Here is a 12,215-nt window from a genome sequence, read left to right on the forward strand (position 1 = left end):
CCATGTCTGATCACCCTGCATTTTCAAGCACTGCATTGACACCGCCGTCCTCGCCAAACCCATCGAAGACGGATCAGTTTCTTTTCAACAGCGCCAACCTGACGCACTACAGGAGCAGCATGCTCCAGGGCCTGGAACTGATCGAGAACCGGATGACGGCCGTCAAGCGTCCTTTCAGCGGTATACTGCCACGGGAACTGGCCCAGCAGTTCGAACACCTGGACCTTGATCAGCCCTGCAGCGGCATGAACGAAGCCCTTGCAGAACTTGACCGGCTGTATCTGGAAGACGCCGTCTATTTCCACCACCCCCACTACACCGCTCACCTCAACTGCCCGGTCACCATTCCCGCAATCACTGCGGAGCTGATCCAGGCATCCTTCAACACCTCAGTGGATACCTGGGACCAGAGTGGCGGCGGTACCTTCATTGAACAACGACTGATTGACTGGACGGCCAACCGTATCGGCTTTGATAGCGACGCCGACGGGGTGTTTACCAGCGGCGGCACTCAGTCCAACCTGATGGCGATGTTGCTGGCCCGGGACAACCTGTCCCAACATTTCTGGCAGCACAGCACCCGGGAACAGGGTCTGCATCCGGACGCCCACCGATTCCGCATCTTCTGCTCCGAAGTCAGCCATTTCAGCATCCAGAAAGCCGCAGCGCTGCTGGGACTGGGTTATGACGCCGTGGTCCCGGTGCCCTGTGATGCCTACTATCGCATGGACGTGGCTGCCCTGACGCAAGCCATCGAGACAACCCGCGAACAGGGACTGCTGCCGATGGCGGTGGTGGCGACCGCCGGCACCACCGATTTTGGCAGTATAGACCCAATTATCCCGATCGCGGACCTGAGCCGGCGCGAGGGCCTGTGGCTTCATGTGGATGCCGCCTACGGCTGCGGACTGTTGACGTCCTCCCGACACCGTCACCTGCTGAAAGGTATCGAGCAGGCGGACTCGGTCACGGTCGACTACCACAAATCCTTTCTTCAGCCGGTCAGTTGCAGCGCCCTGCTGGTGCGCCATAAACACACTCTGGGCTGTGTCACCTGGCACGCCGAATACCTGAATCCCCTGTGCCAGCGCCAGGAAGGCACCCCCAACCTGGTGGACAAGAGCCTGCAGACCACCCGCCGTTTTGACGCTCTCAAGCTCTGGCTGACCCTTCGGGCACTGGGGCCCGAGGCGATTGGCGCGGCTTTCGACAAAGTTATCCACCTGGCCCGCCAGGGCTACCTGCTGCTGTTATCGGATAACGACATCGAAATTCTTCACCAGCCCCAGCTCAGTACCCTGGTATTCCGCTACCGCCCTGACATGGCGATGAGTGAGGCGGCACTGGACCAGCTCAACCAGTCCATCCGCAAGGCCCTGATGCGCTCCGGCGAAGCCCTGGTCGCCGCCACCCGGGTCCACGGCCGGCAGTATCTGAAGTTCACCCTGCTTAACCCCGACACCCGGATCCGGGATGTCCAGGCGGTTCTGCGCCTGATCAAACGCCACGGCGCCGACGCTCTGTCCGCCCATACACCCACTAGCACCCAGCAGCCGATGGAGGTCGCCCATGTCGGATAACACTCTTGATTTCATTGCCATTGGTCTGGGCCCTTTTAACCTCAGCCTGGCCTGCCTGGCCGAACCCCTGGACGACCTGAGCGGGCTGGTGCTGGATGAGAACCCCCAGTTCGACTGGCATCCGGGCATGATGCTGGAGAACGCCCGGCTGCAGACCCCGTTCCTGTCGGATCTGGTGACCCTGGCGGACCCCACCAGCCCCTATAGTTTCCTCAATTACCTCAAGGCCCAGGGCCGCATTTACTCTTTCTACATTCGCGAGAGTTTTTTCCTGTTGCGCCGCGAATACAACCAGTACTGCCAGTGGGCCGCCAGCCAGTTGAGCAACGTCCGCTTCAACACCCGGGTGGAAGCCATCCACTACGATGAAGCCGACAAACAGTATGTGGTAACGGCGCGCTGCACCCAGAGTGGTGATGAACAGCAGTTCCGCGCCCGCCGACTGGTGCTGGGCACCGGACCACGCCCGGCCGTACCACCGTGCTGCGAACATCTGGAGGGCTCCGCCCTCCATTCGTCCGGTTACCTTGACCACAAATCGGAACTGCAGGCGCAGCCGTCCATTACCGTACTCGGCAGCGGACAGAGTGCCGCCGAGATATTCCACGACCTGCTACAGGACGTCGACCGCTTTGGCTACCAGCTGAACTGGATCACCCGATCCCCCCGCTTCTTTCCGCTGGAGTACAGCAAGCTGACCCTGGAGATGACCTCTCCCGAGTACGTGGATTATTTCCACGACCTGCCAGCACAAACCCGCGACGATCTGGTGACCAATCAGAAGCACCTCTACAAGGGCATCAATACCGACCTGATCAACGACATCTTCGACCTGCTGTACACCAAGAGGCTGGTGGCTGATGTGCCGATCAACCTGCTCACCAACAGCCGCCTGGAGTCCGCCCGTTTCTGCGGCGACAGTGCGCACCATGAGCTGACCTTCCGCCATCTGGAGCAGGACCGGCCGTTCGCGCTGAACACCGCCGGACTGGTACTGGCCACCGGTTACCAATACCGGGAACCTGATTTCCTGGAGGGGATCGCGGGACGTATCCGCCGGGATGACCGCGGTCGCTTTGCCGTTGGACGCAACTACAGCATTGATCACCGGGGTCAGGAAATTTTCGTGCAGAACGCGGAATTGCATACCCATGGCTTTGTCACCCCCGACCTGGGTATGGCGTGCTATCGCAATGCCTGGATATTGCGGGAACTGACCGGACGCGAACCCTACGCCATAGAGCAGGCCATCGCCTTCCAGCAGTTCGGCGCTCCCGAATCCCGGGAGGCCACGCACGGCACCGGCTCACTGATGGAGCCGGCGTAAGATGGCTATGACGGTTAAACATTGGCTGGTCGCCATCACCATTGCCGCGGTGGTCAGCGATTCCATGCTGCTGCCCTTTTATCCGCATTTTTTCGCCAGTGTGTTCGGCATCACCGATCCCGGTCATATTGGTCTCTACCTCAGTGCCTGCTGCCTCACCATCGTCATCGCCTTTCCGATGTGGGCGAGAGTCTCCCGGCGGATACCGGTGCTGCAGCTGCTGATTCCCACGCAACTGGCCGCCGGTGGACTGAGTATCCTCTGCTACTGGGCCGATACCCCGGTGTCGTTCTGGATCCTGTCGCTGGTCATGCTGGTGTTCAAAGGCAGTTATCTGCTGGTCTACCCGATGATCATGGCCGCCGAACGCCAGGAGAACCACGGCAATACCATCGGGCTGTTATCCGTGGTGGTTCATATAGGCGGCATTGCCGGCGCCGTACTCGGTGGCGTGGTCCTGCAGTGGTTTGAGCCGCGCCAGGTGTTTCTGGTGATGGCGGTGAGCGATTTCATCCAGACCGGGGTCTGTCTTTATCTCATCCGCCGCCCCGATGCCCGGCCCGAACCAGAGGAACCGCCAACGGCAGCGCCCGAAAAGAGCCGGGTGACCTCTGCCGTGATCTACAAGCTGGGACTGGTGATGTTCCTGTTCTATTTCAGTGCCTACCTCACCCGCCCGTTCTTCGTGCGCTATTGGGAATCGGTGACCCCGGCCACGGGCGAAATCCTGTCCGGACTGGTGTTCGCCATTCCGGCCGGTATCGCCATCCTGGCCTTGTGGCTCAACGCCCGCAGTGGCCGAACCCGATCGCCCGGGGAGGGGCTGCTGACTGCAATGATGCTGGGCAGTGTCGGCCTGGCCCTGCAGGGACTGAATCAGGAATGGCTGGTTCTGGCAGGCCGCTGCCTGTTTGGCTGGGCGCTGTTCCAGGCCACCGTCCAGCTGGACCAGCTGCTGTTTGCTCTCAGTCACCCCGAGGCCTACGCCACCGATTTCAGCAAGATCAATATCTTCCAGCAGTTGGGAGTACTGGCCGCGGCGTCATCCGCTGGCGGACTGGTGGGGCTGCTGGGACTGCAAATGCCTTTTGGCGTCGCCGCTGCCGGCCTGGTATTGACCGCGACCGTCTACGGCGCGCTGTTTTACCGCAGCCGTCGCGAGCTACAACCGTCCACCTGACCAGGGAATGATCATGAACGACGTTACCTACCACTATGAACAACACCTGCCTTCACTGGGCCAGTTCCGCATTCGTCCCCTGCAATTGCCGGAGGATCTGTCGCTGATCCATCAGTGGCTCAGTGACGACCACGCCCGTTTCTGGGGCATGCAGGACATGTCGAAGAACGAGCTTGACGAGTTTTACCGCACCCTGCGGTCATCCGGGGAGGGGGATGCCTTTGTCGGTCTGCACAATAGTCAGCCCGCTTTCCTGATGGAGACCTATCAACCGGAGCAATCGCCACTGGCGGAACACTACCCGGTGCAATCCGGTGATCTGGGTATGCACATTCTGATCGCCCCCACCGATCACCCCATTCGCGGATTCACCCGTGGTGTGTTCACCGTGATCATGGGGTTCCTGTTCGAAGCTCTGGATGCCCGACGCATTGTCGTCGAGCCGGACGTCAGCAACGATCGCATCCATGACCTGAATCGTTTTGCCGGTTTCCAGTATGACCGGATCATCTCATTACCGGACAAACAGGCTCACCTGGCGTTCTGCAACTATGCGCAGTTCCAGCAAGCCATGACCAACAACTCTCTGCTCAAGGAATCCAACATGACCACCGACCGGACCATTTCCCTCACCAACAATCCCGCACTGGCGTGCGATCACCTGCAACCGGAGCTGTGGCAGCATGTGAATACGCTGCTGGTGCGTAAGGCCCTGAGCGAGTTTGCCCATGAGACGCTGCTTCAGCCAGACCCCCTGTCAGAGCAGGATGGCTGGCAGGAATATCGCGTAGTCGCGGACAACCCTGACGTCGAGTACCGTTTCCTCGGCAAAGTTCTTGCCCTGGAGCACTGGCACATCGATCCGTCGTCCATCCGCAAAGAAGTCGCTGGCGAGCAAACGGATGTGGACGCCATGCGCTTCATCATCGAGTTCCGCCAGACCCTGGGTATCCAGGACGCCATGCTACCGACGTACCTGGAAGAGATCGCCAGTACCCTCTATGGCAGCGCCTACAAACACCGCCGCCCGGGACTGGATGTTACCTCGCTGGTGGATGCGGACTTCCAGCAGCTGGAATCCGCGATGATGGAAGGTCATCCCTGCTTCGTGGCCAACAACGGCCGCATCGGCTTCGACGCCCGCGACTACCAGGCCTATGCGCCGGAAGCGGGCACCCCCATCCGGCTGATCTGGGTGGCCGCACACAAGGACAGTACCACCGTGGCCAGCAGCGAAGACCATGGTTTCAACGGCATGATACGGGAGGAGCTGGGAGACGAGCAGTTCGAAGCCTTCATGACGTTGCTGAAGCAACGGTCGCTGAACCCGGAGGATTATTACCTGCTGCCCGTCCACCCATGGCAGTGGTACAACAAACTGGCCCACGTATTCGCGGCCGACATCGCCACCGAGAAACTGGTTTACCTGGGTGAGGGGCAGGACCGCTACCGCGCGCAACAATCCATCCGCACCTTCTTTAACACCGATCGGCCGCACCGGCATTACGTCAAGACCGCACTTTCCATTCTCAATATGGGTTTCATGCGGGGCTTGTCGCCCTACTACATGAGTACGACGCCGGCCATTAACGAATTCCTTTACGATCTGGTGAATCAGGACCCGTACCTGGCCAGCACCGGCTTCAGCCTGTTGCGGGAAGTGGCCGGTATCGGCTACACCAATGCCCATTTCGAAGAGGCTGTGGATAAGTACAGCCCTTACCGCAAGATGTTGTCGGCGCTGTGGCGGGAAAGCCCGATTCCGCAACTCAAAGACAACCAGAAACTGATGACCATGGCCGGGCTGCTCCACGTGGATGCCGGGGGCAATGCCCTGTTGCCGGCGCTGATTGCCGCCTCTGGCCTGGATAGCGAGAGCTGGATCCGGCGTTTCCTGCACGGCTACATGAGCCCCTTGCTGCATTGTTTCTATGCCCACGACCTGGTTTTCATGCCCCATGGTGAAAACCTGATCCTGGTGCTGGAAAACCATGTCCCGGTGCGGGCCATCATGAAGGACATCGCCGAGGAAGCGGCCATCATGAACACCGATATCCTGCTCTCGGAAGACGTTCGGCGGTTACAGGTGGAGGTACCGGAAGAGCTCAAGGTGCTGTCGATCTTCACCGACCTGTTCGACTGCATTTTCCGCTTCATGGCGCCGATTCTCGATGAACAGGGGGATTTACCCGAATCCCGTTTCTGGCAGCTGGTGGCCGACTGTGTCCACGACTATCAGGTAGCCCATCCGGAGCTGGCCGACAAATTCCGCCGCCACGACCTGTTTGCTCCGGAATTCACCCGCTCCTGCCTGAATCGCCTGCAACTGGCCAACAACCAGCAGATGATCGACCTGGCGGACCCGGCGGGCAACCTCCAGTTCCATGGCACCCTGGTCAATCCCATTGCGTGTCACGCGCGGAAAAGCATGCCCGCAGAAGAAACAGTACGTGACTGAGTGATATCCGGATAAGTTGACTTTCACACGCCACCTATTGAGAATGCGTCGCATTAAAATTTTCATTTGGAGTATTATTTGATGAAAACCCCATCTAACACCGATCATCTTTTAAAGCCTTCGGGGCTGGCTCTGGCGATTGCAGGCTGTCTTCTGAGTTCTGTACTGCAGGCCCAGGAAACCGATGTGGAAGAGCTGGACGCCATTGAGGTATCCGCAGATGCGTCCAATAGTGGCACGACTCCGATAGACGGTTATGCGGCAGATACCACCGTTACCGGCACCAAGACCGCCACCGCCATCACCGAAACACCCCAGTCCATCACCACGGTGACCGCCGACGAGATCAAGGATCAGAACGCGGCCAATCTTGGCGAAGTATTGCGCTACACCGCCGGAGCCCGGGGCGAAACCTTCGGTTTCGAGCCTCGCACCACCTTCCTGAGAATTCGCGGCTTCGATGTCGCCACCAGCGGTATTTTCCGCGACGGACTCAAGCTCAGTAATCCGAATTTTGCCGCAGGCTACAGTCTGGAGCCCTACGGTGCAGAGCGTATCGATGTATTAAAGGGACCGTCCTCAATTCTCTATGGCCAGGCCGGTCCTGGTGGTCTGGTTAACTATGTATCGAAACGGCCGACCTTCGATACCCGTCGTGAGGTGCGAGTCGAAGCCGGCACCAATGAACTGGTCCAGGGCCAGTTCGACATCAGCGGAGCGGTCAATGACAGTGACACACTGGCGCTCCGGCTTGTCGGCCTGGTACGCGACAGTGAGACCCAGGTGGACTTCGTGGATGACGACCGAAAGTACCTGGCCCCAAGCCTGACCTGGCAGCCTACCGACGCCACCCGTTTCACTGTGTTGGCCCACTGGCAATACGACGATACACAGCCGTCTCAGCGTTATCCCCTGCAAGGCACCCTGGAGCCCAATCCCAACGGCAAGATTCCCGACAACCGGTTCACCGGTGAGCCCGGCTTCGACAACTATGAACGTCGGGAAAATGCGCTGGGCTATGAGTTCGAGCACATCATCAATGATCAGGTGACGGTGCGACAGAATGTGCGCAACTACCGCAACGATGTGGACGATCAAACGATCTATACGACCAGCCTTCTTCCCGATCAGCGCACGATCACCCGTGCCCGCTTTGACAGCTTCGGGCGGATCGACGGTTTGAATGTGGACAACCAGGTGGAAATTGGCTTCAACACCGGGGCGGCGGATCACACCGTTCTGGTGGGACTGGACCATCAGGATATCGACGTCAGTTCCCGGCAGTTCTTCGGGGCTGCCAGCAACCTGGATATTTTTGAGCCTCAGTATGGTGCGGCCGTTGCAGATGCCCCCATTTTCAAGGATGACGAGGGTGAACTGAAACAGACCGGCGTCTATCTCCAGGACCAGATTCGGTGGGATCGCTGGACCCTGTCCCTTGGTGGTCGCTATGACAATGCCCGCAGCGAAACCCTCAGCAATCTTTCCGGCACCACGGCCAGCCGCGATGATGAGGAATTCAGTGGTCGTGCGGGTGTGACCTACCGCTTCGACAACGGTCTGTCACCGTATATCAGCTACATGGAATCGTTCCTGCCGACCACCGGTACCGATGCTAATGGCCAGCCATTCGCGCCTGAAACCGCGCATCAGTATGAGGTCGGGGTCAAATATCAACCGACCAGTCGCACCCTTGTTACCCTCGCTTACTTTGACCTCACACGGGAAGATTACCTGACGACCAATCCGACCTCTTTCCTGAGTGAACAGAAGGGCGAGGCCCGTTCCAGGGGCGTGGAACTTGAGGCCCGCGGCCAGTTAGCCATGGGTCTGGAACTGATCGCCAGCTATGCCTACACCGACGCGGAAATTACCGAAGCCAGCAATCCCGTTGAGGAAGGTGAACCGCTGGAATACACCCCGGAACATGAAGCCTCACTCTGGAGCAAGTATGCCTTCAGCGGTGGACCGCTCCATGGCCTCAGCCTTGGCGCCGGCGTGCGCTACACAGGTGACAGCAACGGTGCCTTATTCAACGGACCAAACAGCCAGCTGGAAGTACCCAGCGTGACGCTGGTGGATGCCTCCATCACCTACGATATCGGCGAGGTGGCCCTGGGGCTTCACGCCCAGAATCTGCTGGACAAGGATTACGTGGGCACTGCTTTCGACAGCTCCGCCACTTACGGCCTTCGCCGTGAGGTCACCGGTTCCGTCACCTACCGGTTCTGAAACTGCTTCAACCAACGTGACAGGGACGTCACGGTGGTTGAAATTCTCCCTGACACCCTTACCTAACATATGCCCGCCATGCAGGCGGAATTCCTTGACGAATCAATAGATTATTTTATGGCACAGTCCTCCGGTCCGGGGGGCTGTGCGGTAGAACGATAAGGAGGTTCGACTATGGAAATTCGTACTGATGACTTTTATCCAACCCGTCTGGAACGGCCCACATCCAGCTTTGAGCGGCTGGACCCGGTTATCCACAGCACCGGACCACAACGGCACGATGGCCCGTTAAGTGAAACCGAGCTGGCCCGATACGAACGGGACGGTTTCCTGGTGTTCAACAATTTCCTCGATCCCGCCACGGTGGAACGATTCCGCGAGGACCTGCGGGCCTATGAGGAGGATGACGCGGTGCTGCAATCGGAAGGCACCATCACCGAGCCGGGTAAACGCGAGATCCGCTCCATCTTCGGGATTCATGAGCTTTCGGACCGGTTCGACAAGCTCACCCGGGATCCCAGGATTCTCGACATGGTGCATCAGCTGCTCGGAAGTGAGGCCTACATTCACCAGTCCCGTATCAACTTCAAGCCGGGTTTCCATGGCAAAGGGTTCGACTGGCACTCGGACTTTGAAACCTGGCACGCCGAAGACGGCATGCCACGTATGCGGTCAGTGAGTTTTTCCATTGCACTGACCGACAACACCCCCTTCAACGGCCCGCTGATGCTGGTGCCGGGCTCCCACAAGACCTTTATTCCCTGTGTCGGTCGGACACCGGAGGACAATTACCAGTCATCCCTGAAAAAACAGGAACTGGGTGTGCCCAGTAACCGGGACCTGGACCGGATGATCGACCAGCATGGCATTACGGCACCGACAGGCCCCGCCGGGTCATTGATCATTTTCGAGTGCAATACCCTGCACGCATCCAATGCCAACATGTCGCCCTGGCCCAGAAGTAACCTGTTCTTCGTGTACAACAGTGTGGAAAACCAGGTGGTGGAGCCGTTTTGTGGCAACAAGCCCCGGCCGGATTTTCTGGGCAACCGCACCCACACTGACGCTTTACAGCCACTGCAAGTCCCGATTCTGGACCGCACCGGCTAAGCACCCTCCCTACCAAGCGGGGGGTGCCTGCTCCCCGTCAAAGGCCGTATTTGGTCTCGATGGCATCGTACATACCGGTTTCGTGAACCTTGTTCAGGGCCGCGTTTAACTCATCAACCACACTGTCCGGAGTGGCGGGATTGATCGCCAGGTACAGCTCGGTGTCATTGAAGGAGTAGACCGGTTCCAGGCCTTCCACATCCTGCTGGGACGCAAAGTAGGGGCCGGCCAGACGGTCGGCGATCCACAGGTCAACCTGACCCAGTTCCAGGCGCTTGGGGTTCAGGTCGTCGCTGTCCAGTGCCGAGACCTCATAACCACGTTCCAGCAGGTACTCGGTCATCACATCGTTGCGGTAGCCACCAAACAACAATCCCCGGGCATCCTCCAGTCTGTCGATCTTCAGGTCGGTGTTGGCGGGTGCAAAAATCGTCCACAGGTTCTTCGTCAGCGGCCCTACCCACTTGAACATGGGCGCGCGCTTCTCGGTATAAGTGGTGCAGAAGATACCGTGGTTCTTCTTGTTCCTGGCGCGATTATAGCCATAGTCCCAGTTACGGAGCTTGATCACGTAGTCGAGAGTGGTATGGCTGAGGATGGCCTTGACCATTTCGGTACACAGGCCATCAATGCTGTCACCCTTATGCTCAAAGGCACGGCCAGTGGCACTCATGTTATAGGGCGGGAAGTTCTCGGTGTAAAAGTAGAGCTTTTCGGATGCGCTTACCTGGGGGGCCGAAGCCAGCGCCAGGATCAGAGACAGGAAAATAGACAGGTTCCGCACAGCGTTTCTCCTTGCAATGGTGTTCGCACCACAAGGTTGTGGCGCGTTCGTTATGCGGCGGAGGAGTCTACCTGATGATTTAACAGGGTTTTATACAATTCCTGTGTGTTTTCGTAAGGGCGGATCGTCCTTGGCGGATTGCGCTATTTTCCAATGCAGAAACTGCTGAATATTTTCCCCAGCAGGTCGTCCGGCGTCATCACCCCGGTGATTTCTCCCAGGGCGTCCTGAGCGGCACGCAGATCTTCCGCTAACAGCTCACCGGCACCAAAACCGTCCAGCTGACCCTGCCCCTGAAGCATGGAATCACGGGCACGCTCCAAAGCATCAAGATGCCGGCGACGGGCCAGGAACCCACCTTCGGTGGTTGCGGCAAAGCCCATACACTGCTTCAGGTGATCCCGCAGAATCTCCAACCCGTCCGCAGACTTGGCGGCCAGACGAATCACCGGGGCAGGCGGGTTATCCACAAGCCCGATGGTTTCTCCGGACAGATCCACCTTGTTGCGGATGACCGTCACCGGTGCCGAGGCCGGCAACTGATCGATAAAGTCCGGCCAGATCTCGTGCGGGGTGGTTTCCGGTGTTGTGGTGGCGTCCACTATCAACAGGATCCGGTCCGCCTGGCGGATTTCATCCCAGGCCCGGGCAATGCCAATCTGTTCGACCTCATCGGGGCTGTCCCGCAGTCCGGCGGTGTCAATGATGTGCAGGGGCATGCCATCGATGTGGATATGTTCCCGCAACACGTCCCGGGTCGTGCCTTCGATGGCGGTCACGATAGCCGCTTCACGGCCCGCGAGGGCATTGAGCAGGCTCGATTTGCCGGCATTGGGGCGGCCGGCAATCACCACCTTCATACCATCACGGAGGATAGTGCCCTGTTGTGCTTCTCCCAGTATGCCGTCCAGGTCGGTGATCAGTTGCTGCAGGTCGGCGGCCACCTTTCCATCGGCAAGAAAGTCGATCTCTTCCTCCGGGAAATCGATCGCCGCCTCCACGTAGATGCGCAAGTGGGTGACTGCTTCCACCAGGTTCTCGATACGGCGGGAAAACACCCCCTGCATGGAGCGAACCGCGCATCGCGCGGCCTGCTCCGAACTGCTCTCAATCAGGTCGGCAATGGCTTCGGCCTGGGTGAGGTCCAGTTTGTCATTGAGAAACGCCCGTTCGGAGAACTCCCCGGGCCGTGCGAGGCGAGCGCCGAGGTCACAGACCTGGCGAAGCAGCAGGTCCAGGATTACCGTGCCGCCATGGCCCTGGAGTTCAAAGACATCCTCTCCGGTAAAGGAATTGGGGTTGGGGAAGAACAGCCCAATGCCTTCATCGATCAGCTGGTTCTGCTGGTCGTAAAACGGGCCGTAATGGGCGTAGCGGGGCCGGGGTTCATACCCCAGCATCCGACAGGCAATCTCCCGCGCTTCCGGGCCGGATACACGGACAATACCGACACCGGCCTGACCCGGAGCGGTGGCAATGGCGGCAATGGTATCGGTCACGTATTGCATGTGTTGTGTAACATCCTTTCCAGTAGCCCTGAACCA

Annotated in this window: 8 protein-coding genes; 6 read left to right on the forward strand and 2 right to left on the reverse strand. The window is 59.0% G+C overall.

Annotated elements, in window-relative coordinates; genetic code table 11:
• Positions 1-119 precede the first annotated feature (119 nt).
• The 6 genes from Q0Y21_RS14970 to thpD all read left to right on the forward strand — a co-directional run bounded on the left by Q0Y21_RS14970 (position 120) and on the right by thpD (position 9,887).
• On the forward strand, positions 120-1,580 hold the full coding sequence (locus tag Q0Y21_RS14970) for an aspartate aminotransferase family protein (RefSeq protein ID WP_297797240.1): 1,461 nt from the start codon (positions 120-122) through the stop codon (positions 1,578-1,580).
• Positions 1,570-2,907: a lysine N(6)-hydroxylase/L-ornithine N(5)-oxygenase family protein gene (locus tag Q0Y21_RS14975; protein ID WP_297797242.1), complete on the forward strand. Its 1,338-nt coding sequence runs from the start codon at positions 1,570-1,572 to the stop codon at positions 2,905-2,907. The genes Q0Y21_RS14970 and Q0Y21_RS14975 overlap by 11 nt, the downstream gene beginning before the upstream one ends.
• A 7-nt stretch (positions 2,908-2,914) precedes the next feature.
• Positions 2,915-4,087 (forward strand): MFS transporter, encoded by a 1,173-nt coding sequence (locus Q0Y21_RS14980; protein WP_297797244.1) that lies wholly within the window; start codon positions 2,915-2,917, stop codon positions 4,085-4,087.
• Positions 4,088-4,100: 13 nt separating this feature from the next.
• Positions 4,101-6,545 (forward strand): GNAT family N-acetyltransferase, encoded by a 2,445-nt coding sequence (locus Q0Y21_RS14985; protein ID WP_297797246.1) that lies wholly within the window; start codon positions 4,101-4,103, stop codon positions 6,543-6,545.
• Between the two features lie 81 nt (positions 6,546-6,626).
• Positions 6,627-8,777, forward strand: coding sequence for a TonB-dependent siderophore receptor (locus Q0Y21_RS14990; protein ID WP_297797248.1), 2,151 nt, complete (start codon positions 6,627-6,629; stop codon positions 8,775-8,777).
• A gap of 174 nt (positions 8,778-8,951) precedes the next feature.
• A complete protein-coding gene (gene thpD, locus Q0Y21_RS14995) occupies positions 8,952-9,887 on the forward strand; it encodes an ectoine hydroxylase (protein ID WP_297797250.1) in 936 nt (311 codons plus the stop codon).
• A gap of 37 nt (positions 9,888-9,924) precedes the next feature.
• Here the strand turns inward: thpD and Q0Y21_RS15000 are convergent, their stop codons facing one another.
• Together Q0Y21_RS15000 and mnmE are read right to left on the reverse strand one after the other, a co-directional pair.
• The gene (locus Q0Y21_RS15000; protein ID WP_297797252.1) at positions 9,925-10,671 is read right to left on the reverse strand and encodes an ABC transporter substrate-binding protein; all 747 of its coding nucleotides are present in this window, start codon (positions 10,669-10,671) and stop codon (positions 9,925-9,927) included.
• A gap of 143 nt (positions 10,672-10,814) precedes the next feature.
• Positions 10,815-12,179 (reverse strand): tRNA uridine-5-carboxymethylaminomethyl(34) synthesis GTPase MnmE, encoded by a 1,365-nt coding sequence (gene mnmE, locus Q0Y21_RS15005; protein ID WP_297797254.1) that lies wholly within the window; start codon positions 12,177-12,179, stop codon positions 10,815-10,817.
• Positions 12,180-12,215: the final 36 nt, after the last annotated feature.

Origin of the sequence: uncultured Marinobacter sp., from assembly GCF_947259545.1 — a bacterium.
Classification (GTDB): Bacteria; Pseudomonadota; Gammaproteobacteria; order Pseudomonadales; family Oleiphilaceae; genus Marinobacter.